Below are 26,685 nucleotides of genomic sequence, written 5' to 3' on the forward strand. Positions count from 1 at the left end.
ATGGACGCGCCTGCCCACGACAGCGTTTCAGGGTATGGACGGCGCGGGGGTGGCCACCACGCTGGGCGGCCGGCTCTCCGGCGGCGGGCTCGGACTCGGCGGTGGCGACTCCCCGTCGCCCCACTGCGGCTCCTGGCTGATCCCCGAGGACGGGACCGGGGAGTGGGTCTGGCCCGGTTGCCCAGACTGGCCGGGGTGTCCCGGCTGTCCCTGCTGTCCCGGTGAGGAGGGCCGGGTGGAACGGCAGTCCCTCGGCCGTCCGGTGCCGCAGCGCCCCTCCCCTGGGCGAAGGGTCACCCCGGCGGCCGGCGGCGAGGGCACCGGGGTGGTCCACCCGCCGTCCGCGGTCGCCGGCCCTGGCACCGAGCCGGGCGGCGGCATGGTCCGTGTGGCCGTCACCGTCACCCTGGGCCGGGCGTTGTCCGCGATGGGCACCACCGGCGGCCGGGTGGTGGCCAGCACGTCCTCCGGCGGCAGCGCGCTGTCCTCACCGGGGATGACCACCGGCAACGCGGGCGGCGGGTCCGCCGTGCTCTCCATGTGGGCCGATCCGGTGCCCGCCGCGATCACCGTCATCGCGGCGATCGTCACGGTGGCGAGCGCCGCGAAGCCCGCGTGGGACATCTGGGCCCGCGAGCGCGCCGCCCGGCGCCGCGCCGCCCTGCCCTGTGTCAGCCCCTGCGCCGATCCCTGCGCCGCTTCCTGGGCGGCCCTGCCCCGCGTGCGCTGACCACGTGCGGCCCGGCCGGGAATGGTCCCCGCCGGGTAGGGCACGGGCTGCCAGATCTCGTCGAGCACGGCGGCGACCGCCCGCCGGGGGTCGGCGGTCACGTGGACCCCGCCCGCCGCGAGCAGGGAGGCCAGCAGCCAGGCGGCGTCCGGGCGGTCGGCCGGGTCGCGCCGCAGTGCCGCCGCCACGCCGCCCCGCAGCAGCTTGGGCACGGCGTCGATCCGAGGCTCCTCGACCAGGATGCGCCGGGTGAGCACGTCGAGGTCGCCGGCGCCGAACGGATGCAGCCCGGTCGCCGCGAACGCGACCAGGCAGCCCCAGGAGAAGACGTCCGAGGCGGGGATGGCGTGGTGGCCGCGAAGCCGCTCGGGCGCGACCCAGCCCGGACTGCCCATGATCTGGCCGGCCTGCGTGTGCGCCATCGCGACGTCGAGGTCGCGGGCGATCCCGAAGTCGATGACGAACGGCCCGCGCGGCGACAGCAGCACGTTGCCGGGCTTGAGGTCCCGGTGGACCAGCCCGGCCTCGTGCGTGGCCACGAGCGCGGCGGCCGTGCCGAGGGCCACGCCGTACGCGAGGTCGGGGGTGAGCGGCCCCCCGGCGGCGACGACCTGGGAGAGCGCGGGACCGGGGACGTACTCGGTGACGAGGTAGGGCCGCTCGCCGTCGAGACCGTCCTCGATGACGGCGGCCGTGCAGAACGGCACCACGCGCCGGGAGAACGCGACCTCCTCGGCGAAGCGGGCCCGCAGCGTCGGGTCCCCCAGGTGCACCGGATGCGGCGTCTTCAGCGCGACGTATCCCCCGCCCGGGTGCTCGGCCAGGTAGACCACGCCCATTCCGCCGCTGCCCAACCGGCCGAGCAGCAGGTAGTGCCCGATGACGACCGGGTCGCCCACGGTCAGCGGGCGCACACCGGGAGGCATGCCGTTGTGGGAAGCCGTTCCGCCACGTGCCATACGGAAGCTACCTCTCTCGAAGTGCCGCACAGCCACTGTGGCCGCTTGGAACGCGCCACGCGCTCAAGTAGCGCCAAGCGGCATGAGAGGTAAGGCCAATGGCACCTTGCGGTTAGGCCGGACGGCGAAACCGCAGGTCACATAGGTCTCATATGCCACAAAAGGACCTCCTCGAGGGATGCCGAGTTCGGCCGGATTCGTGGATCACATGGGTGTCCGACGTGGGTCGTACGGTTGCGTCCGTATCGTGCAGGCGCGAGGCTTTCAGGCGCCCTGCCCGACCACGGCGGCGAACCGGAACGCCACCTCACCCCAGGCCGTCCGCGCGAGAGGGTCGTCGGCCACGGCGGCGGCGTACAGCTCGTCGAGGTCGAGACCCCGCCGGCGGGTGTGCTCGGCGTCCCACTGCAGGATGCGTTCGGGCCCCACCTCGGGGTGGAACTGCACGCCCCAGGCGCGGTCGCCCAGCCGGAAGGCCTGGTAGGGGCAGCGGTCGGTCTCGGCGAGCCAGACCGCGCCCGGCGGCAGGGCCGTGATGGCGTCGATGTGGTTCTCGACCGCCGGCACGTCGGCGGGCAGCCCGCCGAAGACCGCGTCGTCCGCCGCCTCGGCCCTGATGGTGATGGACGTGCTGCCGTGCTCGGGGGCCCCGGCGTCGCCCTGGACCTTCCCGCCGGCGACCGAGGCCAGCATCTGCCCGCCCAGGCAGATGCCGAAGAACGGCACCGACCGGGCGAGGGCCTGGTCGACGAGGGCGCGGGCGGCCGGCAGCCAGGGGGCCTTGTCGTCGTCGTCCGGCAGGTAACCGCCGCCGAGCACGATCAGGCCGTCGTGCTCCAGCCGTGACGGAAGGGCGGACCCGTCGAAAGCGGTGATCACGTCGACGGCGACCCCTGCGGCGGCCAGCCATTCCCCGAACCGCCCAGGACCCCCGTTCGCTCCGTTCTGTACGGCAAGCACTCGCGGCATTTCCGGCATGAGGCCCGACTCTACCGGCCCCGCCGCATGCCCTCCCCTCGGCGGGGAGACCCCCGGGTCAGGCGGCCTCGATGCCGGAGGTGGGGTGGTTGGCCTGGACGGCGTCGAGGAAGCGGGAGACGTGCTCGAAGAACAGGCGGCCTTCGGGGAGGACGTCGGCGAGGAGGGGGAAGATGTGCGGCATTCGGTTCCACTCCTCGTAGGTGACCTGCACGCCGTTCTCGCGGGCGCTGACGGCGACCCGGCGGGCCTCGTCGCGCAGGACCTCGGTGGAGCCGGTGACGATCATCAGCGGGGGGATGCCGGTGTAGTCGCCGTACACGGGGGACACGAGGGGGTCGAAGCAGTCGAGGCCGTCGGTCCAGCGGCGGGCGAGCCAGTCGACGCGACCGGCGGGGAGCATGGGGTCGGACCAGACGTTGGCGCGGCGGCGGCTGGAGCTGAGGTCGGCCCAGGGGGACAGGCAGATTCCGGCGGCGGGGAGGGGCATGCCCCGGTCGCGGAGGGACAGCAGCGTGGCGAGGGTGAGGTGGCCTCCGGCGGAGTCCCCGGCCAGCACGATGTCGTGGGCGGCGTACCCGAGGTCGAGCAGGCACTCGTACGCCTGGAGCGCGTCCGACAGCGACTCGGCGAGGGAGTGGACCGGCCCCTGGCGGTAGTCGAGGGAGAACACCGGGCGGCCGGCGGCGGCCGACAGCCGCCACGTGATGGGCCGGTGGGTGGCCGGGGAGCAGACGAAGTACGCCCCGCCGTGGAAGTAGAGCACCACCTTGTCCTCGTCCAGGCCGGGCCCCCCGTGCACCCATTCCCCCGTGCACGAGCCGAACTCGTCTGGAACGATGGACACGTGCTTGGGGAGGATGCCGGGGACCCGCTCGCCCAGGCAGATGATGCGGCTGGCCACGGCCATGCCCGCGGTGTTGCGCACGAGGATGGTGGAGATCGGCTTCATGGTGCCCCGCAGGACCCCGTTGATCGCGGCGGCCTGCCAGCTGACCGGATATTCCGGACGGATGTCTACATTCAGCTCATGCCCCATGCAAGCCTCCCAAAAGGGACATTCCCCATTTGGTCATCCGTTCTACCGGTAGGTATGTTTCACTCCCCTTACAGCGGTGTTACGAGAAGGTAACGGCCGCAGGACATGAGGCACCCATGAATGGATATTCCGGGGCTCCGCTGCCCCGGAAGCTCGGTGTCAAGCCAGGCCACCGCGTGTTGCTGGTAAACGCTCCGCAAAATCTGCCCATCGACGGCCATGAGAAGGACGACGGAAGCCCCGAGCCGTACGACGTGATCGTGATGTTCTGCCCCGACGAGGCCGCCCTGCGGGCCGGGTTCCCCCGGGCGCGCGAGCGCCTGGCGCGGGACGGCGGCCTGTGGGTGGGCTGGCCCAAGAAGTCGAGCGGCGTCGCCACCGACCTGTCGGGCGAGGTCGTCCGCGCCTTCGGGCTCGGCGAGGGCCTGGTGGACAACAAGGTGTGCGCCGTGGACGAGGTGTGGTCGGGGCTGCGCTTCGTCTACCGCCTCGCCGACCGGTGATCCTCGGTCACGGCGCCGCCGTCTCCCTCTATCCGCGGCTGGCCTGGTACGGCTTCCGCAGGCACGCGACCTACTGGGCCGCCGCGCTGGCCGGGGCGTTCACCAACACCGTCTTCGGGGTGCTCCGCGCGTACGTGCTGATCGCGCTGTGGCAGGCCCGCCCCGGCCTCGGCGGGTACGACGTGGCGGGCGTGGTCACCTACACGTTCCTCACACAGGCGTGCATCGGCCCGATGCAGTTGTTCGGCGGCGGCCTGGACCTGCCGCAGCGCATCCGCACCGGCGACGTCGCGCTCGACCTGGTCCGCCCGGCGTCCCTCCAGCTGTGGTGCCTGTCGGAGGACCTGGGCCGGGCGGCGTACCTCTTCGTCGCCCGCGGCGCCCCGCCGACCCTCTTGGGCGCGCTGCTGTTCGGCATCGTCGCCCCGCACGCCCCGGCCGCGTTCCTCGCGAGTGTCGCCCTGGGCGTGGTGGTGAGCTTCGGGTGGCGCTACATCGTCGCCCTGGCCACCTGCTGGGTGATGGACGACCGGGGCCTCGCGGTGTTCTCCCTGGTCGTCACCACGTTCTTCAGCGGGCTGATGCTGCCCCTGGCGATCTTCCCAGGATGGTTCGGCTCGCTGGCCCGGGCGCTGCCGTGGTCGGCGATGGCGCAGGTGCCCGCCGACGTCTACCTGGGCACGGCCGGCCCCGCCCGCGCCCTCGCCTTCCAGGCCATGTGGGCGGCGGTCCTGCTGGCACTGGGCGCGCTCATGACCGGCGCCGCCCGCAGGAAGGTCGTGATCCAGGGTGGTTGAGCGCCGGTGATCAGGACGTACGCGCTGCTCGCCTGGGCATGGACGCGAGCCGCGGCGCAGTACCGGGTCTCGTTCGCGCTCATGACGGCGGGCGCGTTCGTGATCGGCGGCCTCGACATCGCCGTGATCTGGATCATCTTCGCCAACACCGGCTCGCTGGCCGGCTTCGGCCTGACCGAGGTCATGTTCCTGTACGGCGCGTCGGAACTGGCCTTCGCGCTCGCCGACCTGCTGTTCGGCAGCGTCGACCGGATCAGCCAGCAGATCAGGGCCGGGACGCTCGACGTGATGCTGATCCGGCCCGCCTCCCCCTGGGTGCAGATGGCGACCGACCGGTTCACGCCGCACCGGATCGGCCGCGCGGTGCAGGCCGGAACCGTGCTGGGCATCGGGCTGGCGCGGCTGGACATTCCGCTCACCCGGGCCTGGATGGTGCCCGTCATGGTCGTCTCGGGCATCGTGATCTTCGCGGCGCTCTTCACGCTCGGCGGGGCTCTGCAGTTCCTGCTCACCGACGCCACCGAGGTGGCGAGCGCGTTCACCTACGGCGGGGCGATGCTCAACCAGTATCCGCTGAGCGTCTACGACGCCCGCATCGTCCGGGGGCTGACCTTCGTGCTCCCGCTGGCGTTCGTCAACTGGCAGCCGGGCCTCTACGTGCTCGGCCGCCCCGACCCGCTCGGGCTGCCATCCTGGACGGGCCTGCTGTCCCCCGCCGCCGCGCTCGCGCTGGCCGCCGTCGCCGCGCTCGCCTGGCGGGCAGGGATCCGCCGCTACCGATCGACGGGGAGCTGAGACCGGTGATCGAGGCAGACGGGCTCGGCAGGACCTTCACGGTCCGCCGCCGGGTCGTGCACGCCGTACGGGACCTGACCTTCCGCGTCGCGGCCGGGGAGTTCGTCGCCTGCCTCGGCCCGAACGGCGCGGGCAAGTCCACCACGATCAAGATGCTGACCGGGATCCTCACGCCCACGTCGGGGCGGGTCAGGGTGGCCGGTCTCGATCCCTCCCGGCGGCGTACGGCTCTCGCCCGCAGGATCGGCGTCGTCTTCGGCCAGCGGACGACACTGTGGTGGGACCTGCCGCTGCGGGACAGCCTGGAACTGGTCCGGCTCCTTTACAAAGTAGATCGCAAGATGTTCCGCGAACGGCTGGACGAGATGTGCGACCTGCTCGACCTGGGCGGCTTCCTCGGGACGCCGGTGCGCCAGCTCAGCCTGGGCCAGCGGATGCGGGGCGACATCACCGCCGCGCTGCTGCACGACCCCGCCGTGCTGGTGCTCGACGAGCCGACGATCGGACTCGACGTCGTCAGCAAGGCGGAGGTGCGCGCCTTCCTGCGGCGGCTGAACTCCGAACGCGGGACGACGGTGCTGCTGACCACCCACGACCTGGGCGACGTGGAGCGGCTGTGCCGGAGAGTGCTGCTGATCGACCACGGCCGGCTGGCCTTCGACGGCACGGTGGAGGGCCTGCGGGCGACGGCGCCGGGGCGCGCGTCGATCGAGGACGTCGTGGCCGACCTCTATCTCAGAAGCCGTACGACTCCTCGTACTCCTCCTGCTCCTCGTCCGGCTGCGGACGAGCCCAGCGGGACGGCATGAGCACCGGGAGGAACAGTGCGACGCCGAGCAGGCCGTACACGCCGGTGGACAGCAGCGTGAGCATGCCCCGGCCGGCCTGCAGCAGCTCGGCCTGCACCGAAGGCCCGGTGGGCACGAGGCTCGCGGCGCGCGACACGTCGAGGACGTAGACCACGGTCCAGGCCAGCAGCGCCATCGACGGGACGAACGTCGCCAGCGGGGACACCCGGCCGACCAGCACCAGCCCGAGCAGCAGGCCCACGACGGCCATCACGCCCAGGGCGATCAGCATCCGCGTGTCCTTTGCCGGATCGATGCTCTGTGCCGCTCCCCGGACCGCCTCCTGGGACGCCCATCCGCCACCGAGGAGAAGAGCCGCCGCGACGACAACGCCCAGGAGCAGCCCGAAGAAGTGCCGCATGAACACCGCCTTGGGTGAGAGGTCCGCGGCAACACTAGCGACAAAGAACGGTAAAGGGCAGCACTTACGCCGTGATGTCCTTGCTCGTGAAGCGCGACCAGGCGAGGGAGCCGAAAACCAGGACGTACGCGGCGAAGGCCAGCAGCCCCTGCCCCATCTGGTCGAACGCCACCGGCGCCCGCAACGCCCCGTCGAACGAGGTCCACCACGAGGTCAGCAGGAACGGCCGTACGGCCGCCACCTGCGGGATCGCGGTCAGGACCTGGCTGACCACCACCAGCACGACGCTCGTGGCCACCGCCCCGATCGGCGCCTCGGTCAGCGTGGAGACGGCGAGAGCGACCGCGCCGAGCGCGGCCATCCCTGCGGTGGTGTACAGCACGACCACCCCGACGCGCAGCAGGGCGTCGGCCGCCGGGATCGTCGTGCCGGACAGCAGCGTCACCGGCCCGACCGGGAACAGCACCAGCCCGACCGCCAGCGCCGACAGCGCCACCAGCGCGCACGCCGCGAGGCAGAAGACCACGACGTTGGCATATTTCACCAGCAGCAGCCTGGTCCGGCCCGCCGGGGCGACGAGCAGGTAGCGCAGCGTGCCCTGCGCCGCCTCGCCGGCGATCGCGTCACCTGCCACGACCGCCACGGTCAGCGGCAGCACGATCGGCATCATGACGGTGAACGCGGCGAAGGTCAGCATCAGGCCGTTGCCCGCGATCAGGCCGATGATCGAGCCGCCCGCGTCGCCGTCCGACGCGACCCGCACCGCGACGCCGACCAGCACGGGCACGACCGCGAGCACCCCGAGCATCGCGAGGTTGCGCGGGCGGCGGAACGTCAGCCCGATCTCGGAGGCCAGCAGCCGCGTCAGGTGCCGCACGTGGCCGGGCGCGGGCCCGCCGGCGCGGACGGACGACCGCTCCTCCCGAGTCTCCGCCTGCCGCGACGGCCCGATCTCCTCCGGCGCCGGCGACGGGACCTCCGACACCGCCGTCCCGTTCTCATGCACCGACATCGAACCCCTCCCCGGTCAGGCCGACGAAGATCTCCTCGAGCGTGGGCCGGACCACGCCGAACCCGCGCACGGCCACGCCCTCGCCGACGAGCAGAGCGCAGATCTCTTCCGGCGCCCGGGCGCCGACGACCGCCGTGACCTCGTCGTCCTCGACGCGCACGTCACCGAGCCCGGCCCGGGCCAGCACGGCGGCCGCCGCGCCGGCGTCCGGCGTCTCCACCCGCAGGCGCGGCTCCTCGCCCGAGGCGCGCAGCGCGGCGATCGGGCCCTGGGCGACCAGCCTGCCGGTGCGCATGACGCCCACGTGGGTGCACATCTGCTCGACCTCGCTCAGCAGGTGGGAGGAGACGAAGACGGTCGTGCCGTCCTCGGCGATCCTCCTGATCAGCGTGCGGACCTCCCGCGTGCCCTGCGGGTCGAGGCCGTTGGTCGGCTCGTCCAGCACGAGCAACTCCCTCGGGACCAGCAGCGCGGCCGCGATGGCCAGGCGCTGGCGCATGCCGAGCGAGTAGGCGCGGTAGCGCTTTCCCGCCGCCGCCGTCAGCCCCACCCGCTCCAGCGCCGCGCCGATCCTGGCCCGCGCCGTACGCGCGTCGGCCCCCGGGTCGGCCGCGTCGAAGCGGCGCAGGTTGGCCTCGCCCGACAGGTACGGATAGAAGGCAGGCCCCTCGACCACCGCGCCGACGCGCGGCAGCGCCCCGGCCAGCCCGGCGGGCATGGACGTCCCGAGCAGCGACCACGTGCCGGAGGTCGGGGCGACCAGGCCGAGCAGCATGCGGATCGTCGTGGTCTTGCCCGAGCCGTTGGGGCCGAGGAAGCCGAAGACCGATCCGCGCGGCACGGCCAGGCCGACGTCGTCGACCGCCACCTGGCCGCCGCGGAAGCGCTTGGTGAGACCGGACGTGACGATGGCGTGCGCGCCCGCCCCCTCGGGGGAGGGCGGGGGCGCCCCGGTGTCCTCCCGTGACGCCCCCGCGCGCGTGCCCACCGCCACCGCGTCCACCGCGACCCCCGCTCGTCCGCGGTGCGTGGGCTCGGTCATTCCTTCACACCCGCCGCCCGGTAGAGGGCCTCCGGGGTCACGGCGCCGGCGAGCAGGCGGCCGTCGTCGGTGATCAGGATCGACACCACCTTCGTGCGCAGCAGCCGGCCGCTGCCCCACTCCCCGCTGACGGGGGTGGCCGACGACTTCACGCCGTCGAGCAGCGCGCCGAGGTCCACGCCGTCACGCCCCTTCCCCTCCTGCTTCTGGGCGGGAACGTCGGGCAGGGAGGTGACGAGCACGCTGTCCCAGCCGGCGCCGACGACGCGGCCCCGGTCGTGCGCCTCGGCGGCCGCCTCCGGCCGGTGGCCGGTCGGCGGCGTGACCGTCCCCTGCTCGACCTTCGCGCCGGGGGGCGGAGTGAAGGAGAAGTTCTCCGGCGCGGGGGCCGTGAACGACAGCGACTCGAAGCCGACCTCGAAGGCCGGCTCGGCCGCCCCCTTGGCGTACACCTGAACGCGCAGCGGCATCAGCTTCTCGCCGTCGAGCGCCACCCGGACGTCCTTGATCAGCGAGTCGGGCGACTTCGGCGTCAGCACGATCTGGTAGGCCGCGCGGCCCGCGACCGTGACAACGTCGCCGACGCTGATCGCGGTGTCGGTCCCGGCCGTCTGCAGTGCCTGCCGCGCGGCCTGCTCCGGAGTCGCGAACGGCGACGTGGATCCGGAGGGCAGCGGGAACGCGTGGTCCGGTCCGCCGCCGGAGGCCGCCGGGGCGGTGAGACGAGTCGCCTTGTTGGCGGCGCTGTCCCACAGCCACACCGTGCCGCCGTCGGCGACGACGTCGGTCTCGCTCATCTCCCCCGGCAGCATGAGGCGGAACCGGTCCTCCCCCGCGTACCAGATCTTGAGCTGGTGCGACCCCGACAGCAGCGACGCCGCCGAGGCCCCGGACGGCCCCGGCGCCCCGGACAGGCCGGGCAGCGCGGGCAGGCCGAGCGACGCCGTCTCGACGATCGTGCCGGACATCTGCGGCATCCGGCCGCTCTGCCAGGTGCGCGCGACGTCGGCCAGCAACTGCTCGGCCGTACGGTCCGGCAGGGACGGGTCGCTGCGCACCGCCGCGATCACCGGTCCTGTCCCCACGGCCGCCGCGACCACGGCCACCGCCGCCACCGGCACTCCCCACCTCACGGCGCGGGCTCTCTTCGCCATCTCACATCTCCCACTATGGGCGGAAAACCTGACGACCCGAGACTGCCGGGACGTTCCTGTGCCGACGCTGAGAGGCTGAGAGGGCTCTCAGCCTCGCCTCTCCCGCATCCGCGAAAAGGGTCCACACTGGGGCAATGCGGGTTCTGGTGGTGGAGGACGAGCGGCGGATGGCGGCGGCGCTGCGCCGCGGGCTGCAGGCGGAGGGCTTCGCCGTCGACCTGGCGCACGACGGCAACGAGGGCCTGCACCTGGCCCGCGTCGGCGACTACGACGTGGTCGTGCTCGACATCATGTTGCCCGGCTTGTCCGGCTACAACGTCTGCAAGCAGTTGCGCGCGGAGGAGAACTGGGTGCCGATCCTCATGCTGTCGGCCAAGGACGGCGAGTACGACATGGCCGACGGGCTCGACCTCGGCGCCGACGACTACCTCACCAAGCCGTTCTCGTACGTGGTGCTGGTGGCCCGGCTGCGGGCGCTGCTGCGCCGGGGCGGCGGCCGCAGGCCCGCCGTGCTGTGCGCGGGCGACCTGTCGCTCGATCCCGCGGCGCGGCTGGTCACGCGGGGCGAGACGCCGATCGAGCTGACGCCCAGGGAGTTCGCCCTGCTCGAATACCTGATGCGCCGGCCGGGCGAGGTGGTGTCGAAGCCGGAGATCCTTGAGCACGTGTGGGACACCTACGACACCGATCCGAACGTGGTCGAGGTGTACGTCGGGTATCTCCGCAGGAAGATCGACACCCCCTTCGGCCGCGCCGCCCTGCAGACCGTGCGCGGGGCCGGATACCGGCTCGCGAGCGACGGAGGCTGAGTCGTGCCGGGTACAGCCGCATCCGGTCTGGCCGTGCTCGCGCGCCCGGTGACGTGGTGGCGGCGGCAGAGCCTGCGGTTCCGGGTCACCGCCGCGGCGACGGCCGTGCTGGCGCTCGCCCTCGCCGTGTCGGCGTACATGTTCGTCGCGGTGCTCGGCGAGGCGCTCGTCCGCGGCATCGACGACCGGATCTACCAGCGGGGACGTGAGATCGTCGCGCTGTCCGACGCGGACCGGCTGTCCGACCCGGTCGTCTCGGTGGACAACACGATCGTGCAGGTGCTCGACCGGGACGGGCGGATCGTCGACGCCACCCCGAACACCGACCGCCTGGTCCCCCTGCTGCCGGCGGAGGCGCGGGATGACGCCGTGCGCACCGGCGCGGCCCGGTTCCTGGACGGCCGGCCGTACGCGCTGCCGGGGCCGCTGCGGGTGCGGGCGCTCAGCGCGGACCGCGGCGTGACGGTGATCGTGGCGCGGTCGTTCGCCGAGGTGGAGAGCAGCCTGGTGACCACCGGGCACGTGCTGATCGCCGGCATGCCGCTCCTGCTCGCGCTGCTGGCGGCGGTCTCGTGGCTGGTCGTCGGGCGCACACTGCGGCCCATCGCGCTGCTGCGGCGGGGCGCGGCCGAGGTGGGCGCCACGGCGCGGTCGCGGCGGCTGCCGGTGCCCGAGGCACGCGACGAGGTCCACGCGCTCGCCACGACGCTGAACGACATGCTCGGGCGGCTGGAGGAGGCCGACGCGCGGCAGCGGGCGCTGGTCTCCGACGCGGCGCACGAGTTGCGCAGCCCGCTCGCGAGCATCCGGCTCCAGCTGGAGGTCGCGCTCAGCCACCCCGAGGGGCAGGACTGGAAGGAGACGGCCGAGGGGGTGCTGGAGGACACGCTCCGGCTGTCCCGCCTCGCCGAGGACCTGCTCGCGCTCGCCCGGCTCGACGAGGGCCGCCTGGGCCGGCGGGAGCCGGTCGACCTGGCGGAGCTGGCCCGCCGTACGGCCGAGCGGTACGGGCTCGGCCTCGACCTCGCGCCCGGCTCGTCTCCCGTCGTGCTGGGCGACGCGCTGGATCTGCGGCGGGTGCTCGCCAACCTGGTCGACAACGCCCTGCGGCACGCGGCGTCGGCGGTCCGGATCGGCGTACGCGCCGAGGGAAGCGCCGCCGAGCTCACCGTCACCGACGACGGGCCGGGCATCCCGCCCGAGGACCGCGAGCGGGTCTTCGACCGGTTCACCCGGCTCGACGACGCGCGCAGCCGCGACGACGGCGGCGCGGGGCTCGGTCTCGCGATCGTGCGCACCACGGTCGAGGCCCACGGCGGTACGGTCCACCTGGAGGACGCCTCCCCCGGACTGCGTGCCGTCGTCCGGCTCCCCCTGGCATGTTGAGGAGTTCCATGCTTCCCGAATACGGCAGGCCCGTCACCGAACTGCTCGCCGAGCTGACCGCCCTGAAGGAGGCCGACCTGCCGGTGCGCGGCGGCAAGGTGACGGCCTACGTCTACGACACCGGCCTGCCGGAGGTGCACGAGGCCGCCCACCGGGCGTACGCGGAGATGCTCGAAGTCAACATGCTCGACCCGACGGCCTTCCCCAGCATGGTCGCGCTGGAGCGGCAGGTGGTCGGGGCGGTCGCCGAGCTGCTCGGACGGCCCGGCGCGCCGGGCGTCTTCACCAGCGGCGGCACCGAGTCGATCCTGCTGGCGGTGAAGGCCGCCCGCGACGCCCGTCCCGGCGCCACCCGGGTCGTGCTGCCGGTCACCGCGCACCCGGCGTTCCACAAGGCGGCGCACTACCTCGGCATGGAGATCGTGCCGGTCCCGGTGGACCCGGTCACCTACCGCGCCTCCGTCCCGGCGTTCGAGGCCGCCCTGGACGACCGTACGGCGCTGGCGGTGGTGTCGGCCCCCTCCTACCCGCAGGGCGTCGTCGATCCGGTCGAGGAGGTGGCCGCGCTCGCCGCCGCGCGGGGCGTGCCGTGCCACGTGGACGCCTGCGTCGGCGGGTGGCTGCTGCCGTGGCTGCGTGAGGCGGGCGCCGCGATCCCGCCCTTCGACCTGGGCGTGCCCGGCGTCACCTCGATCTCGTGCGACCTGCACAAGTTCGGGTACGCGCCGAAGGGGGCGTCGGTGCTGCTGTTCCGCGACGCGGACCTGCGCCGCCGGGCCTACTTCGCCTCGGCGGCCTGGCCCGGCTACACGATCATCAACGCGACCGTGCAGAGCTCGCGGTCGGCCGGGCCGCTCGGCGGCGCCTGGGCCACCCTGCAGGCCCTCGGCCGGGAGGGCTACCTGGAGCTCGGCCGCAGGACGCTGGAGGCGACCCGGCGGCTGGTGGAGGGCGTGCGGAAGATCCCCGGGCTGCGGGTGCTCGGGGAGCCCGAGGCCGCGCTGGTCGCCATCGCCGGCTCCGCCGAGGTGGACGTCTTCGTGCTCGCCGACGAGGCGCGCAGGCTCGGCTGGTTCCTCCAGCCGCAGCTGTCGTACGCCGGGATCCCGGCCAACATCCACGTCACGGTGACCGGCGTGACGCTGGCGGGGGTGGACGCGATGCTGGAGGTGATCGCGGAGGCGGCCGAGGCCGCCCGGCTGCGGGGGCCCGCCGACGTGCCCGAGGGCCTGCCCGAGCTCATCGCGTCCCTCGACCTCGACGCGCTGGACGACGCGACGTTCGCCGAGCTCGCCGCGTCGGTGGGGATCGACCTCACCGCGACGGGACAGCCCGAGATGGCGGTCGTGAACGCCGTGCTCGACGCGCTGCCTGCCGCGACTCGCGAGGCCATCCTCGTCCGCTTCCTGTCGGTCCTGTACTCCTGAGGATTCGACCGACTTTTCGCCGAACCGTTAGCGGGTCATGCCCGGCTGTCGAGCCGGCCGCTCGTTGTACTCATCGGTGCTCCCTGCCGTCCCGTGCGCGTCATCGGGAAGGGAGTCGGTATGTGGAGTCGCGGAGCGGTGATCCGCGCCCTCGTCGCCGGGGCCGGGGTCACGCTGCTGGGCATCGGCGTCGCGACGGCCGGTGCCGGCGTGTTCGACGCGGGGCCGCGGTCCCGCGTCGGAGAAAACGACGGCACCGCCGTCGTCCCCGTCGGATACCGGGTCACCCCGGCCGGGTCGCAGAGCGCGCTCGGGGAGCTTCCGCTCGTCGCCACGCCCTTCCCGGACGGGCGGGCGGTGCTCGTGGTCAACGCGGGCCAGGGCGTCCAGTCCGTCCAGGTGGTCTCCCCACGGGACGGCGGCGTGTCGCAGACCATCCGGTACGCCTCGCCCCAGGCGGTGTTCGCGGGGGCGGCCTTCAGCCCGGACGGGACGAAGGCGTACGTCAGCGCCGGCGGCAACAACAAGATCCGTGTGTACAGCGTCGCCGGAGACCGGCTGACCGAGACCACGTCGATCCCGCTGCCCGTCACGAACCCGGACGGGCAGACGATCAACCCCTGTCCGGCTCAGATCGCCGTCACCCCCGACGGCGAGAGACTGGTCGTGGCCGATCAGCTCGCCGACGCGGCCACCGTGATCACGCTCGCCGACGGGACGAGCAGGACCGTGGCCGTCGGCCACGCGCCGTACGGCGTCACGATCAGCCGGGACGGCACCAGGGCGTACGTCACCGACCAGGGCGCCGAGACCGTCTCCGTGCTCGACCTGACGGCGGCCGAGCCCGCGGTCCTGTCCACGATCACCGTGGGAACCCACCCGAACCAGTCGGTCCTGGACCCGGCGCGGAACCTCCTGTACGTCGCCGACGGCGACAGCGACGACGTGAGCGTCGTCGACACGACGGCCGGCAGGACGATCCGCACCATCGGCCTGGCGCCCTACCGCGGGGCGCAGGTCGGGAGCAACCCCGACGCGCTCGCGCTGTCCCCGGACGGGAAAACGCTCTACGTCGCCAACTCCGGCAACAACGACGTCGCCGTCGTCGACACCGCCGGGGGCGGGGTCAGGGGCCTGATCCCGACGGGCTGGTATCCCACGGCTGTGGTGTCCCTCGGCGGGCGGTTGCTGGTGACGAACGCCAAGGGCCTGGGAGCCGGGCCCGACGACGGTCCCGGCCGTCCCGACCCCTACGCCCCCTCCGCCTCCCCCGGCCGGTACTCCGGCTCCGTGATCGTCGGCACGCTGTCCCGGATATCGCTGCCGATCCGGCAGGACCGGCTCGCCGGTTGGACCCGCCAGGTCGCCGCCGACAACGGCTTCCACGGCGCGGGCGGCGGCATGACGCCGGGGGCCAGCGTGGTGCCCCGCTGGCCCAAGCAGCCCTCGCCCATCAAGCACGTGATCTACGTGGTGCGCGAGAACCGTACGTTCGACCAGGAGCTCGGCAGCATCGGCAAGGGCGACGGCGACCCCTCGCTGAACCTCTTCGGCGACGAGTCGGCGCCGAACGCCCGCGCCCTGGCCAGGCGCTTCGTCACGATCGACAATTTCTACGCCGACGCCGAGGTCAGCGCGCAGGGCTGGAACTGGGTGGTGGCCGCCAACTCCAACCCCTACTCCGAGCAGGGATGGCCCGCGAACTACTCGGGCCGCAACCATTCCTATCCCTCGGAGAGCGACGACCCGGCCATCGCCCCCCAGAGGCCCGACGACGCCTACATCTGGCAGCGGCTCGCCACGGCCGGTGTCTCGTTCCGGAACTACGGCTTCTACGTGACCCGCGACTCCAAGGGGAGGTTCGTCGCGGGTGACCCGGTGCTCGACGCGAACACCGACCACGCCTTCACCGGGTTCGCCCTGGGCTGCCCCGACGGCCCCGGCTCCTTCGAGCCTCGGGCCGCCACGTGCGGCCCCACCGACAGGTTCACGGAGTGGAAGCGCGAGTTCGACCGGTACGTGGCCGACGGCGGTCTGCCGGCCGTGCAGTTCGTGCGCCTGCCCAACGACCACACCGCCGGCACCAGGGCCGGCTCGCCCACCCCTCGGGCGTACGTCGGCGACAACGACTGGGCGCTCGGCAAGCTCGTGGAGGCCGTGTCGCACTCGAAATACTGGAAGTCGACCGCCGTCTTCGTCACGGAGGACGACTCCCAGAACGGCCCCGACCACGTCGACGCGCACCGCACGGTCGCCCTGGTGATCAGCCCCTACACCCGGACCGGACGGGTGGACTCCACCTTCTACAGCACCGCGTCGATGCTCCGCACGATCGAGTTGTTCGCCGGGTTGCGCCCGCTGACCCAGTTCGACGCGTACGCCACCCCGATGACCGGATCCTTCACCGACAAGCCCGCCTTCACGCCGTACAGCGCGATCCGGCCCGGCACCATGGCCGAGGTGAACGGCGCGAACGCCCCCATGGCCGCGCAGTCCGCCGAGCAGAGTCTGGGCAAGGAGGACCAGATCGACGAGCAGGTCTTCAACCAGGCCATCTGGAAGAGCGTCAGGGGTGACACGTCGGTCATGCCCGCGCCCAGGCACGCGCTGCGCGGATCCGAGCCCGGCGACCAGGCCGGGAGGCACGAGGGCGACGACTGAAGGCGACAGTTTCCGGAGATCCGGAAAGCTGTTTTCGACCCCGCCCGTCTCTCGGATCTTCACCTGTCCGGCGGGCGCCCGCCCGCCGGACGTCACCTGGCGTTGATCCAATTCCTGCCGTCACAGCCACGAGCAAGCGAGGGTAACGACGTGCACCACAACAGCTTCCGGCGCTGGGCTACGCTCTCTGCGGCCCTGGCCGCGACCGCCGCATCGGCGCTGACCGTCCTGCCGGTCGGCGCCGCCGAGGCCGCGCCGCAGCCCGTGGACGTTCAGCTCCTGTCCGTCACCGACCTGCACGGCTACCTGACGCCGCAGAACGACGCGGCGAACGGCACGGTGAAGGACGCCCAGGGCCGGACGATCGTGGTGGGAGGCGCACCGTACATCGCCGCCCACCTGAAGAACCTGAGGCAGGGCCACCAGAACTCCATCACCTTCACCACCGGCGACGACTTCAGCGGCTGGCCCGTCGAGGTGGCCTATCACCAGGACGAGCCGACCGTCGAGTTCCTCAACTCGATCGGCGTGGAGTTCGCCGCGGTGGGCAACCACGAGCTCGACCGGACGCTGGAGTTCCTCCGCGGCCACATGGGCAAGGGTCAGTGCTTCGGTGTCGTCGACGTGGACAGCTGCTTCACCGACTCGACCGGCCGCAGGTTCCACGGCGCGGACTACACGATCTCCTCGGCGAACATCACCCGCAAGGGCTCCACCACGCCGATCTTCAAGCCGTACGTGATCAAGCACGTGAAGGTCCACGGCGGCCGGGAGGTCCGGATCGGCTTCATCAACCTGACCACCACGACGACGGTCGCCGGCTCGACGTCATACCAGCCTGAACTGGACAACCTGCCGCTGGTGGAGACGGCCAACCGGTACGCGGCCGAACTCAAGCGCCAGGGCGTCGAGGCCATCGTGGCCAACGTGCACGAGGGCGGCTCGGCCGGCGGCTTCTACGACGGATGCACGAACCCGTCCGGCCCGGTCGTCGACTTCGCCAAGCAGGTCTCCCCCGACATCGACGCGATCGTCACCGGGCACTGGCACGCGCTGTTCAACTGCACGATCCCCGACCCGGCCGGCAACCCCCGTCCGGTGGTGGAGGCGGCCAACCACGGACGCCTGATCAGCGAGATCAACCTCAAGATCGACCCGAAGACCGGTGAGGTCATCCGCTCCGCCACCACCGCTGTGAACCACCCGGTCACCCGGGACGTGGCCCCCGACCCCGCGGCGGCGCGGCTCGTCGACTACTGGAACGCCCGGTCCGCGCAGACGGCCGCCCGCCCGGTCGGCAGGATCAGCGGCGACATCACGCGGACCCGCGCCGCCGACGGCGAGAGCACGCTGGGCAACCTCGTCGCCGACGTGGAGTACGCCGACGCGCGGCACGGCGGGCCGGTCGATCTGGCGCTGGTCGCCACGGCGCCGCTGAAGGGCTCCGCCAGTCTGCGCGGCGACCTGCGCTTCGCCAAGGGGACCAACCCGGCGGACGGCGACGGGACCGTCCTGTTCGGCGAGGCGTGGGCCGCGTTCGGCTACGCGAACCCGGTGCTCACCGTCTCGCTCACCGGGCGGCAGATCGAGCAGGCGCTCGAGCAGCAGTGGCAGAAGCAGGCCGACGGCACGGTGCGGTTCGGCCCGCTGGCGGTCTCGGACAACGTCCGGTACTCCTATGACGCCTCCCGGCCGGTGGGCGACCGGATCGACCCCTCCCAGGTGCTGATCGGCGGCGCCCCGCTGGACCTCGGCCGGACCTACCGGGTGGCCGCCCTCGCGTACACCCTGATCGGGGCGGACGGCTTCGACGCGCTCGCCTCCTTCACCGACCCGGTGCGCAACTCGCGTGACTACGACGCCTTCCGCGCCTACTTCCAGGCGAACGAGACGGTCGCTCCGCCCGCGCTCGACCGGGTGACCGCGCTCTGAGATCCGGCCCGCGTACGGCGCCGGCAGGGCCGCCTCCCCCACCGGGAGGCGGCCCTGTCGCGACACGCGGTCCGCTCCACCGGCGGGCGCTCAAGTGGCGGCGGGATTGCCATCGCCAAGTCCCAGATCTTGCACGCGCCACGGACGAATCGGCCTGCGTACCCGACGTCCGCCCACACCAGGGTGATCGTGGAGAACGCCCCGCGCAGCGCGGCGGTGATGCGGAACGCACCGTCGCGGTCCCGCAAGGAGGCGGGCTGGGGGGCTACACCACACCGCCGGACGCTCGCCTGTAGGCCCGTATGTAGTGCCTCTGTTGTGGGTCACTGGTCGGGTCGCCCCAGGCTGAGACGCCCGGGGCGACCCGACCGGCCCTACCCCCACGTGACCGGGGATCTCATCGCCTGCTCCCTTGTGATGGATCGCGTGACGCGGGGCCGCAGGTCACCTCAGCCGCGGCCGGCGGGCACGGCATGGTCCAGTCGGGTGTCGTCACCAGCACGCCGACGCCGCGGGGTGCGCTCACGGTGTAGACGGTGCGGCAGCCGGGATCCACCCGCCCCAGGTCCCGGGAGCAGCTCACCTCCACCCGCAGCGTCTTCCCCGACTCCCAGGTCTCGCTCATCGAGGGTGACCCGCCATGCCAGGTCGTCTCCCGCTTGACAGAGAGGCGTCCGGGAACGCCCGGGGCGACCCGCACATCGACCCTGCCCCGCACGTCCACGATGATCTGGGGCGTGGTGACGGCGTACGTCACAGTTCTCGTCTCGGTCGACCTCTCATCGAGGACCGACGACTCGAAGGAGCCAGGGAAGGAGAAGTCGTAGCTGTGGGGAACGCGGATCTCCGTCCACGCCGCCAACGCCATCGCCACCACCGCGGACACGGTCAGCGCCGCGCCGGCGGCGATCCATCTGGTCCGCACCGCTCTTCGCATCACGTCGCCTCTCAAATCTTCAGGAATCGCAGTACGGCCAGCACCCGCCGGTGATCCTTCTCGGCGCCGGAGAGCCCGAGCTTGGCGAAGATGTTGTTGATGTGCTTGCCGACCGCGCTTTCGGAGACCACGAGGGCCTCGGCGATGCCGGCGTTGGACCGTCCCTCCGCGATCAGCGCGAGCACCTCGTGCTCCCTGCGGGTCAGCAGGTCCAGCGGATCGCTGTGCCGGCGCACCAGCAGCTGGGCGACCACCTCGGGGTCCAGGGCCGTGCCGCCCGCGGCGACCCGCCGCAGCGAGTCCAGGAACTCGGCGACGTCGGCCACCCGGTCCTTGAGCAGATATCCGATGCCGGTCGTGACGGTGGACAGCAACCGGGTCGCGTAGCGTTCCTCGACGTACTGCGAGAGCACGAGGATGGGCAGCTTCGGCCGCCGGTGCCGCAGCAGCAGCGCCGCGCGCAGGCCCTCGTCAGTGTGGGTCGGCGGCATCCGCACGTCCGTGACGACGAGATCGGGCTCGTGGTCGTCCACCGCCCGTAGCAGCCCCTCGGCGTCTGACACCGCAGCCACGACCTCGACGCCGGCGGATCCGAGGACCCAGACGAGGCCCTCCCTGAGAAGGACTGAGTCCTCGGCGAGCACTACGCGCACGGCAACTCCACCTCGATCGTCGTCGGGCCGCCGCTCGGGCTGTCGATGCGCAGGGTGCCGTCCACCGATCCCGCCCGCTGGGCGAGGCCGCGCAGGCCCGACCCCTTGGCGGGCTCGGCGCCGCCTTGGCCGTTGTCGCGTACGGCGAGGCGGAGCACGTCGCCGTCGCGGCGCACGGTGACTTCGGCCTCGGAGGCTCGTGCGTGCTTGGCGACGTTGGTCAGCGCTTCGGAGACGACGAAGAACGCGACCGCCTCGATCACGGGAGCGGCCCGTTCCGGCACATCGACGCTGAGCCGTACGGGAAAGGGGACGCGGGCGGCGAGACCGGACAGCGCCGCGTCCAGGCCCTGGTCGTTGAGCACGGCCGGGTGCAGCCCCCGAACGACGTCGCGCAGTTCCTTCAACGCCTGCTTGGCCTCCTCATGCGAGCGCACGATCACCTGGCGGACGGGCTCGGGCAGGTCGGTGAAGGCGGTGCGCGCCATGCCGAGGTTCAGGGCGAGCGACACGAGCCGCTGCTGCGTGCCGTCGTGCAGGTCGCGTTCGATCCGGCGGCGTTCCGCGTCGGCGGCCTCGATCACCTCGGCCCGGCTCTCCCGCAGCGTCTTCACCCGCCGGGCCAGCTCGTCTTTCACGCTGGGACCGAGCAGCGCACGCGCCGCGACCGCGTCGAGCGCGGTGATCCCCCGAAGCAGCCACGGCACCACCACGAACAACGCGAGCGCGGCCGCCGCGGGCAGGGAGGCGGTCCAGCCGCCTCCGGCCATCAGGAGTTGCACCGCGACGATGACCGCGACCAGGCACGCCGACCACGCCACGGCCCCGCTCAGGAAGCCCACCGCACCGATCAGGGGCCCGATCGCCAGGTGATAGGCGATCTGCCGCCACAGGCTGCCCGATCGCGCCTGCAGGAGAAGCCGTCTGGCCGGGCTCCCGTCCCGGGGGAGACGCGGCGGCGGGGGGATGTCCAGGTCGAGAAAGGCGGCGAACCGGGAGCGCTGCAGCGAGGTGAGCAGCGGCACCGTCCAGGTGAGGATCAGCAGCGCGACCAGGGGGACGACGACTGTCCACGCCAGTGCTATCGACAGCGCGCCCAGCCCCAAGATCGCTGCCATCGAGATGAGCGCGATCGGGACGCCCGTCGTCAGGTGGATGGTACGGAGCCAGGTCGGCGACGACCAGTGGCCGCGAATCCGGTCCCAGGGGGTGATCATGCGTCAACCCTAGAGAGCGGCACGGCTCGACGAAATGACCCGGATATCACGGAAAAAGGTGAGGTAAACCCCACCTCTTCCCGCGTCGCGGCCTGAGCAGGAGCAGCGTATGGGCCGCTTTTCTGGCGTCTCATCACTACCGGGGCGAGCAGAGGGTGCCTGCGGGAGGCAACGTCAGCTTTGTCAGATACCGGTCGGCGTACCCCGTCACGCACGGGTCCTTCGCCCGCAGGTAGACGACGTGGACGGAGCCGTCATAGCGGACGGTGACCGAGCCCGGGATCCTGCTCACCAGGAGCTCGGTGACCGGAAAGTCGCGGTCGCCGCCGAGTCCCAGTGCAGGGGGCAGGCCGGCCGGCAGGGGGCGAGGCGGGTTCACCGGCCGATCCTGCCAGCCGGAGCAGGCCAGGGCCTCCAGCCCGATGCCGACCCCGCCGCCGAAGTCGTGGGAGATCCGCTCGCTGTAACGGCGGTCGCTGACGAGCGCCTCGTACCCCAGCCTGACCAGGCCATCCGGGCACCTGGTCGCCGCCGCGCCCGGCGAGCTCCAGCTGGCGGAGATGCCCAGGATCTGCTCGCCGAACCAGGCGAAGTCGCCCTTGCTCGCCTTGAGCAGCGCGTCGGCGAACTCCGGTGCCTTCTCCGGAATGGGGAGGACCATCCGGGCCAGGGCCTTGAGGTGCAGATCGGTCAGTCTGATCTCGCCCAGCCGGGCGGAGGCGTACGTGACGGGCCTGCGGCCGGTGCTCGTGATCAGTTCGCGCCAGAGCTTGCGCACGTTCCGCCCTCGCAGGGCGCACGCGTCGTCACCGGCGCACCAGGTGGTGAAGCGCTTGAACGCCGTCTCAGTGGCGCGCAGTTGCGCGCGTTCCATACCGCGCCAGCCCACCGTCGCGTCGGGCGTGCTGTCGAAGACCATGGCACGGACGCGCCCCGGGTAGAGCCGCGCGTAGGCGGCGGCCGGAACCCCACCGTAGGAGAAGGCCAGCATGGTGAGTCTGTCCTGGCCGAGGGCGATGCGGATCGCCTCCATGTCCCTGGCCACCGAGTCCGAGTCCAGATGGTCGGCCAGACCGGTCATGTCGTCCTGGCGGCATCGATCGACCAGGCGTTCGAGGGCGGCGGCCTGGGCCTCGTATGCGGCGCGGTCACGCGGGTCGTTGAGTGGCAGCCCGGGAACTGCGCAGGAGGGCGGCAGATAGCGCCCCGCCGTGCTGGTGCGCGGGTTGTAGCCGACGACATCGAAGTGCTTGCGCAACTTCGTGAAGGACTCCGGAGTCGAGGAAAGGACGCCCTGGATCCCCGGACCGCCGTCGGACACGACGAGAACGCTGCCGAGGCGGAGCGACGGATCGGCGGCGGGCAGCCGGGCGAGCTCCAGCTTGATCGTGGTTCTACCCGGCGCGGACCAGTCCACCGGCACCTCGATCGTGGTGCATTCCATCTCCGCCGGCCCCTGGCCCCCAGGGCACGCCCTCCAGGTGAGGGTCGGCGCGGTCTGAGCCGCTGCCGGCAGTACGGCCAGGCCCAGGAGCGCGGACAGGGCCGGCAGGGCGATCGGCAAGGTCTTCACCCGGCGTGCGGAGCGGACCGGCGTCGGTCTGACCGGCTGTTTCGTTCGGTTTGTCATGCGCTCACCGTAGAGATCACGATCGGCCCGGTGACATGACCGAGGCATCCCAAAGCAAGGTGAGGCAAACCCCACCTTCGCACCTGCGCCCACCCCCGCTGGAACCCCGAGGCTGTGGCAGAAGAACGGCAAGCTCAAGGGCAAGCAGCCCAAGCTGCCCGAGCCGGCGCCGCTACGCCAGGGGGCATCCACCTTGACCTGCCCAGCCACGTAGTCGCCCCCAGCCTTGGGCACGTCCTCCCGGCGCGGGAACGCGCCTCCTCGAAGAACTTCGGTATCAGAGCGAACTGCGCGGCGACGACGTCCTCGCGCCGGTCCTCCCGGCCCTTTGCGCCACCAGGGCCGGGCCCGCCACCGCGAACGCCAGCGCCACCAGCAGCGCGCTGACCCACGGCGCGGACCGGTAGCCCAGCCCCGCGCCGATGGCGAGCCCACCCAGCAGGGGCCCCGCGGTCGCGCCCACGTTGAAGGCGGCGGTCGCGAACGAGCCGCCGAGGGACGGCGCGTCGGACGCCGCGTAGAGCGCCCGCGTGATCAGGGTGGAACCGACGGCGAACGACAGCGTGCCCTGCACGAAGACGAGCACGAACACGGCCGCCGCGTCGCCCGCGGCGACGCCGAACACGACCCAGCCGGCCAGCAGGGCCAGGCCGCCGGGCACCAGCAGCCACATCGGCCGCCTGTCCGCCATCCGGCCGCCGATCGACACCCCCACGAACGACCCCAGGCCGAAGAGCGCCAGCAGCACCGGCACCCACTGCCGGCCGTACCCGCCGACGTCGGTGACCACCGGAGCGAGATAGGTGAAGGTGCAGAAGGTGGCGCCGTTCACCAGCGCGCCGAGCAGCAGGGTCACGAGCAGCCGGGGCCGGCGCAACGCCCGGAGCTCCCGCCGCGCGCCGGGCACGGCCGCGTCCGGCGGCGTGGCCGGAACGGCGCACGCGACCGCGACGACGGCCGGCATCGAGACCAGCGCCACCGCCCAGAACGCCGAGCGCCAGCCCCACACCTGGCCGAGCACGGCCCCGGCCGGCACCCCGGCGACGCACGCGAGCGTGATCCCGCCGAGCAGTACGGAGGCGGCCCGGCCCTTGGCGCCGGGCCCGGCCATGGCGGTCGCCGTCGCGAGACCCACGGCCAGGAACCCGGCGTTGGCCAGCGCTCCGGCGACGCGGGCGGCCAGCAGAACGCCGAAGCTGGTGGTGACCGCGCCGGCCACGTGCACGAGCATGAAGACGGTCAGGAAGACCAGCAGCGCCCGCCGTCTCGGCCACCGCAGGCTGAGGACGGCCGTGAGCGGCGCGCCCACGATCATTCCCACGGCGAAGGCCGACGTCAGCGCCCCGGCGGCCGGGACGGACACCTGCAGGTCATGGGCGATGTCGGGCACCAGGCCCGACAGCATGAACTCGGACGTCCCCTGGGCGAAGACCGCCAGTCCGAGCATGTAGATGGCGATTGGCATGACACTCCACACCGCGTCGTAAGAGGTCGCGAAGGATCGCGAAAGGTCGATGAGGACGCGGCGAGCCACGGCGGACACAGCCGGACGACCAGGAGCGCCCAGCCGGGCACACGGGACCACCGCGCGAGAGAACCCGGGGCCCGGCGGCGGAAGCGCCGCATGACGACGCCGACCGTGCGCGAGGCCCGGGGAAACGGCCCGTACGACGGTGATTCGGTGACAGGCGCCGCACGGCCGCGCTGCAACGGGCGCGGCGGCTCAGCGGTGCGAGGAATCAGCCACCGAATGACCGGTGGCTAGCGTCTCGACGCCTCGGGGCTCGACATGGCCGACACGTTAGTCACGGCGCGAGCGCCCTGTCCACCGTTTTGATCACGGCCCGCCGCACGGGCGGTCGTCCCGGCGGAAGGGCGAGGACACCGGGCCCTGCCGGAAACCTGCCAGGACTCTGCTGGGAGCGGGTCAGGACGGCGCGCCGCCGAGGCGGGCGACGACCGCGAGAGCCGTACGGGCGCTCGCCGCGTCGTGGACGCGGAACACCCGGGCGCCCTGCAGCGCCGACACGGCGAGCGTGGCGAGCGTGCCCGCGTGGCGCTCCTCCACGGGCAGGCCGCCCAGCGTCTCGCCGACGAAGTCCTTGTTGGAGACGGCCACCAGCACCGGCCAGCCGGTGGCGGTCAGCTCGCCGAGCCGCCTGCTGACCTCCAGCGAGTGCCAGGTGTTCTTGCCGAAGTCGTGAGCCGGATCGATCAGGATCGCGTCGCGGCGGACTCCCGCGGCGACCGCGCGCTCGGCGAGGTCTGTCGTGTACGCGACCACGTCGGCCACCACGTCGTCGTAGGCGATGCGGTGCGGCCGGGTGCGCGGCTCCACCCGCCCGGCGTGCGCGCACACCAGGCCGATGCCGTACGCCGCGGCGACCTCGGCGAGCTTGGGGTCCACGCCGCCCCAGGTGTCGTTGAGCAGGTCGGCTCCGGCTTCGGCGACGACCTCGGCGACCTCCGACCGCCAGGTGTCGACGCTGATGATCACGTCGGGGTGCCGGTCGCGCACCGCGGCGACGACCTCCGCCACGCGGCGTATCTCCTCGGCCGGATCGACCTCCGTGCCGGGACCTGCCTTCACGCCTCCGATGTCCACGATGTCCGCCCCCTGCTCGATCTGGCGGGAGGCGGCGTCGACCGCGGCGGAGAAGGCGTAGGTCGATCCCCTGTCGTAGAAGGAGTCGGGGGTCCGGTTGACCACGGCCATGACCGCGAAGTCGCCGGGGCCGAAGGCGCGGCCGCGCAGGCGCAGGACGGCCGGCAGGCCGGGCGCCTCGGCGGGCATCGGCAGAGTGGACATCGCCGCCAGCGTACTAGGTCGACGTCGTCCCCTCGCGTGCCCGCCGGAAGCAGAGCCGTGGAACGGTCCAATCGCACGGCATGCGATCACGCCGCGGAGCCGCCCTCGGCCAGGGCCACGAAATCCTGCGCCATCGCGGGCAGCCGCCGCCGGGCGTGCACGACCGCGATGATCTTCCGGAGCGAGGGATCGAGCGAGCGGACCACCAGGCCGGCCCTGGCCGCCTGCTCGGCCATGCCCCGATACCACAGCAGCGAGGCCCGCCCCTCCCGTACGGTCCGCAGCCAGCCCCGGCGCTCGTCGGACTCGACGGCCGGGATCGGGCGGACGCCGTGCGTGGCGAAGATCTGGTCGAACTCCCTGCGGCGGGGGCTGCCGGGGGCGGGCAGCACCAGCCGCATGCGGTCGAGCCGGGCCACGGGGACGGGGTCGGGCAGGTCGAGGCCGGGCGGGGAGATCAGCACGATCTCCTGGCGTTCGAGCGGGTGGCTCACCAGGTCGGTGGGCACCGGGAGGTCGGTCAGCCCGAGATCGGCGCGCTGCTCGCGGACCGCGCTGACCACCCCCTCCCGGCCCTCGCACCGCACGATGTGCACCCGGATCCCCGGATGCTCGGCGGCGTAGGCGGGCAGCAGGCGCCCGGCGAGACCGGGCTCCAGGCTCGGCGTGGACGCGATCCGCAGTTCGGCGCCGGAGGAGTTGCCCTGCGTCGCGAGGGCCTCGATCTCGGCCACCGCGTCGAGGGCCTCACGGGCCAGCTTCACGACCCGGCGTCCCTGGGCCGTCACGACGACCCCGCGGCCCGAGCGCGCGAAAAGCGTCATTCCGAGTTCACGTTCCAGATCGCGTATCGCGCGGGACAGAGCGGGCTGCGCGATATAGAGCGATCTGGCGGCATCGGTCATGGTGCGGTGCTCCGCAGTGGCGACCACGTAACGGAGCTGCTGCAGATTCATGCGAAAAACGCTAGGGCAGACGAGCCCGGCGATTCCGGAACATCGCAGAG

23 protein-coding genes are annotated in these 26,685 nt (G+C 72.6%); 9 read left to right on the plus strand and 14 right to left on the minus strand.

The features are described from left to right. Window positions 1-27 precede the first annotated feature (27 nt). The 3 genes from Msi02_RS22115 to Msi02_RS22125 form a co-directional block, all read right to left on the minus strand. Window positions 28-1,689, minus strand: coding sequence for a serine/threonine-protein kinase (locus Msi02_RS22115; RefSeq protein WP_204050060.1), 1,662 nt, complete (start codon window positions 1,687-1,689; stop codon window positions 28-30). A gap of 264 nt (window positions 1,690-1,953) precedes the next feature. After that, a complete protein-coding gene (locus Msi02_RS22120; protein ID WP_239108598.1) occupies window positions 1,954-2,658 on the minus strand; it encodes a type 1 glutamine amidotransferase in 705 nt (234 codons plus the stop codon). A gap of 67 nt (window positions 2,659-2,725) precedes the next feature. Next, window positions 2,726-3,706, minus strand: a complete 981-nt coding sequence (locus tag Msi02_RS22125) for an alpha/beta hydrolase (RefSeq protein WP_204050062.1) — start codon at window positions 3,704-3,706, stop codon at window positions 2,726-2,728. A gap of 176 nt (window positions 3,707-3,882) precedes the next feature. On the opposite strand from Msi02_RS22125, the gene Msi02_RS22130 reads away from it, so the two are divergent. Genes Msi02_RS22130 through Msi02_RS22145 form a run of 4 tightly spaced genes read left to right on the plus strand, consistent with a single transcriptional unit; the run spans window position 3,883 to window position 6,610 of the window. After that, window positions 3,883-4,209 (plus strand): hypothetical protein, encoded by a 327-nt coding sequence (locus Msi02_RS22130; protein ID WP_204050063.1) that lies wholly within the window; start codon window positions 3,883-3,885, stop codon window positions 4,207-4,209. Next, window positions 4,206-5,006 carry an ABC transporter permease gene (locus tag Msi02_RS22135; protein WP_308441823.1) on the plus strand — a complete coding sequence of 267 codons (801 nt, stop codon included), beginning with the start codon at window positions 4,206-4,208 and terminating at the stop codon, window positions 5,004-5,006. The genes Msi02_RS22130 and Msi02_RS22135 overlap by 4 nt, the downstream gene beginning before the upstream one ends. A gap of 6 nt (window positions 5,007-5,012) precedes the next feature. Beyond that, the gene (locus Msi02_RS22140) at window positions 5,013-5,801 is read left to right on the plus strand and encodes an ABC transporter permease (protein ID WP_204050064.1); all 789 of its coding nucleotides are present in this window, start codon (window positions 5,013-5,015) and stop codon (window positions 5,799-5,801) included. A gap of 5 nt (window positions 5,802-5,806) precedes the next feature. Continuing rightward, the gene (locus Msi02_RS22145; RefSeq protein WP_204050065.1) at window positions 5,807-6,610 is read left to right on the plus strand and encodes an ABC transporter ATP-binding protein; all 804 of its coding nucleotides are present in this window, start codon (window positions 5,807-5,809) and stop codon (window positions 6,608-6,610) included. Here the strand turns inward: Msi02_RS22145 and Msi02_RS22150 are convergent. From Msi02_RS22150 to Msi02_RS22165, 4 genes are all read right to left on the minus strand, one after another. Next, window positions 6,537-7,010: a hypothetical protein gene (locus Msi02_RS22150; protein ID WP_204050066.1), complete on the minus strand. Its 474-nt coding sequence runs from the start codon at window positions 7,008-7,010 to the stop codon at window positions 6,537-6,539. The two genes, Msi02_RS22145 and Msi02_RS22150, sit on opposite strands and share 74 nt — an antisense overlap. Before the next feature lie 64 nt (window positions 7,011-7,074). Beyond that, window positions 7,075-8,022 carry an ABC transporter permease gene (locus Msi02_RS22155; RefSeq protein WP_204050067.1) on the minus strand — a complete coding sequence of 316 codons (948 nt, stop codon included), beginning with the start codon at window positions 8,020-8,022 and terminating at the stop codon, window positions 7,075-7,077. Then, a complete protein-coding gene (locus Msi02_RS22160) occupies window positions 8,009-9,064 on the minus strand; it encodes an ABC transporter ATP-binding protein (protein ID WP_204050068.1) in 1,056 nt (351 codons plus the stop codon). Before Msi02_RS22160 ends, Msi02_RS22155 begins: the two co-directional genes overlap by 14 nt. Continuing rightward, window positions 9,061-10,218, minus strand: coding sequence for a LolA family protein (locus tag Msi02_RS22165; protein WP_204050069.1), 1,158 nt, complete (start codon window positions 10,216-10,218; stop codon window positions 9,061-9,063). The genes Msi02_RS22160 and Msi02_RS22165 overlap by 4 nt, the downstream gene beginning before the upstream one ends. Before the next feature lie 134 nt (window positions 10,219-10,352). Between Msi02_RS22165 and Msi02_RS22170 the strand changes: the two genes are divergently transcribed. The 5 genes from Msi02_RS22170 (at window position 10,353) to Msi02_RS22190 (ending at window position 18,433) form a co-directional block, all read left to right on the plus strand. Continuing rightward, window positions 10,353-11,027 carry a response regulator transcription factor gene (locus Msi02_RS22170; RefSeq protein WP_079314548.1) on the plus strand — a complete coding sequence of 225 codons (675 nt, stop codon included), beginning with the start codon at window positions 10,353-10,355 and terminating at the stop codon, window positions 11,025-11,027. A 3-nt stretch (window positions 11,028-11,030) separates the two neighbouring features. Continuing rightward, window positions 11,031-12,413, plus strand: a complete 1,383-nt coding sequence (locus tag Msi02_RS22175) for a sensor histidine kinase (protein WP_239108599.1) — start codon at window positions 11,031-11,033, stop codon at window positions 12,411-12,413. A gap of 8 nt (window positions 12,414-12,421) precedes the next feature. Next, the gene (locus Msi02_RS22180; protein WP_204050070.1) at window positions 12,422-13,840 is read left to right on the plus strand and encodes a pyridoxal phosphate-dependent decarboxylase family protein; all 1,419 of its coding nucleotides are present in this window, start codon (window positions 12,422-12,424) and stop codon (window positions 13,838-13,840) included. A 120-nt stretch (window positions 13,841-13,960) separates the two neighbouring features. Beyond that, a complete protein-coding gene (locus Msi02_RS22185) occupies window positions 13,961-16,501 on the plus strand; it encodes a bifunctional YncE family protein/alkaline phosphatase family protein (protein ID WP_204050071.1) in 2,541 nt (846 codons plus the stop codon). Between the two features lie 150 nt (window positions 16,502-16,651). Beyond that, on the plus strand, window positions 16,652-18,433 hold the full coding sequence (locus Msi02_RS22190; protein WP_204050072.1) for a bifunctional metallophosphatase/5'-nucleotidase: 1,782 nt from the start codon (window positions 16,652-16,654) through the stop codon (window positions 18,431-18,433). Between the two features lie 397 nt (window positions 18,434-18,830). On the opposite strand, the gene Msi02_RS22195 is transcribed toward Msi02_RS22190, so the two are convergent. The 7 genes from Msi02_RS22195 to Msi02_RS22225 all read right to left on the minus strand — a co-directional run bounded on the left by Msi02_RS22195 (window position 18,831) and on the right by Msi02_RS22225 (window position 26,635). After that, the gene (locus tag Msi02_RS22195) at window positions 18,831-19,370 is read right to left on the minus strand and encodes a hypothetical protein (protein WP_204050073.1); all 540 of its coding nucleotides are present in this window, start codon (window positions 19,368-19,370) and stop codon (window positions 18,831-18,833) included. 11 nt (window positions 19,371-19,381) lie between these two features. Then, entirely contained in the window at window positions 19,382-20,023 is a 642-nt protein-coding gene (locus Msi02_RS22200) for a response regulator (RefSeq protein WP_204050074.1), read from the minus strand. Next, the gene (locus Msi02_RS22205; protein ID WP_204050075.1) at window positions 20,014-21,240 is read right to left on the minus strand and encodes a sensor histidine kinase; all 1,227 of its coding nucleotides are present in this window, start codon (window positions 21,238-21,240) and stop codon (window positions 20,014-20,016) included. Before Msi02_RS22205 ends, Msi02_RS22200 begins: the two co-directional genes overlap by 10 nt. Window positions 21,241-21,376: 136 nt before the next feature. Beyond that, window positions 21,377-22,870 (minus strand): alpha/beta fold hydrolase, encoded by a 1,494-nt coding sequence (locus Msi02_RS22210; RefSeq protein WP_204050076.1) that lies wholly within the window; start codon window positions 22,868-22,870, stop codon window positions 21,377-21,379. Between the two features lie 277 nt (window positions 22,871-23,147). Beyond that, window positions 23,148-24,335, minus strand: coding sequence for a Cmx/CmrA family chloramphenicol efflux MFS transporter (locus Msi02_RS22215; RefSeq protein WP_204050077.1), 1,188 nt, complete (start codon window positions 24,333-24,335; stop codon window positions 23,148-23,150). 462 nt (window positions 24,336-24,797) lie between these two features. Continuing rightward, window positions 24,798-25,679 (minus strand): dihydropteroate synthase, encoded by an 882-nt coding sequence (gene folP, locus Msi02_RS22220; protein ID WP_239108600.1) that lies wholly within the window; start codon window positions 25,677-25,679, stop codon window positions 24,798-24,800. Between the two features lie 86 nt (window positions 25,680-25,765). Then, window positions 25,766-26,635: a LysR family transcriptional regulator gene (locus Msi02_RS22225; RefSeq protein WP_079314547.1), complete on the minus strand. Its 870-nt coding sequence runs from the start codon at window positions 26,633-26,635 to the stop codon at window positions 25,766-25,768. Window positions 26,636-26,685 lie beyond the last annotated feature (50 nt).

The organism is Microbispora siamensis (genome assembly GCF_016863095.1).
Classification (GTDB): Bacteria; Actinomycetota; Actinomycetes; order Streptosporangiales; family Streptosporangiaceae; genus Microbispora; species Microbispora siamensis.

What these genes read in the sequence shown, in the direction of transcription:
- Msi02_RS22160 (WP_204050068.1), bottom strand. Translation starts at nt 9,064, where the DNA reads ATGACCGAGCCCACGCACCGCGGACGAGCGGGGGTCGCGGTGGACGCG.
- Msi02_RS22205 (WP_204050075.1), bottom strand. Translation starts at nt 21,240, where the DNA reads ATGATCACCCCCTGGGACCGGATTCGCGGCCACTGGTCGTCGCCGACC.
- Msi02_RS22195 (WP_204050073.1), bottom strand. Translation starts at nt 19,370, where the DNA reads ATGCGAAGAGCGGTGCGGACCAGATGGATCGCCGCCGGCGCGGCGCTG.
- Msi02_RS22125 (WP_204050062.1), bottom strand. Translation starts at nt 3,706, where the DNA reads ATGGGGCATGAGCTGAATGTAGACATCCGTCCGGAATATCCGGTCAGC.
- Msi02_RS22115 (WP_204050060.1), bottom strand. Translation starts at nt 1,689, where the DNA reads ATGGCACGTGGCGGAACGGCTTCCCACAACGGCATGCCTCCCGGTGTG.
- Msi02_RS22210 (WP_204050076.1), bottom strand. Translation starts at nt 22,870, where the DNA reads ATGACAAACCGAACGAAACAGCCGGTCAGACCGACGCCGGTCCGCTCC.
- Msi02_RS22180 (WP_204050070.1), top strand. Translation starts at nt 12,422, where the DNA reads ATGCTTCCCGAATACGGCAGGCCCGTCACCGAACTGCTCGCCGAGCTG.
- Msi02_RS22150 (WP_204050066.1), bottom strand. Translation starts at nt 7,010, where the DNA reads ATGCGGCACTTCTTCGGGCTGCTCCTGGGCGTTGTCGTCGCGGCGGCT.
- Msi02_RS22155 (WP_204050067.1), bottom strand. Translation starts at nt 8,022, where the DNA reads ATGTCGGTGCATGAGAACGGGACGGCGGTGTCGGAGGTCCCGTCGCCG.
- Msi02_RS22185 (WP_204050071.1), top strand. Translation starts at nt 13,961, where the DNA reads ATGTGGAGTCGCGGAGCGGTGATCCGCGCCCTCGTCGCCGGGGCCGGG.
- folP (WP_239108600.1), bottom strand. Translation starts at nt 25,679, where the DNA reads ATGTCCACTCTGCCGATGCCCGCCGAGGCGCCCGGCCTGCCGGCCGTC.
- Msi02_RS22165 (WP_204050069.1), bottom strand. Translation starts at nt 10,218, where the DNA reads ATGGCGAAGAGAGCCCGCGCCGTGAGGTGGGGAGTGCCGGTGGCGGCG.
- Msi02_RS22215 (WP_204050077.1), bottom strand. Translation starts at nt 24,335, where the DNA reads ATGCCAATCGCCATCTACATGCTCGGACTGGCGGTCTTCGCCCAGGGG.
- Msi02_RS22225 (WP_079314547.1), bottom strand. Translation starts at nt 26,635, where the DNA reads ATGAATCTGCAGCAGCTCCGTTACGTGGTCGCCACTGCGGAGCACCGC.
- Msi02_RS22120 (WP_239108598.1), bottom strand. Translation starts at nt 2,658, where the DNA reads ATGCCGCGAGTGCTTGCCGTACAGAACGGAGCGAACGGGGGTCCTGGG.
- Msi02_RS22170 (WP_079314548.1), top strand. Translation starts at nt 10,353, where the DNA reads ATGCGGGTTCTGGTGGTGGAGGACGAGCGGCGGATGGCGGCGGCGCTG.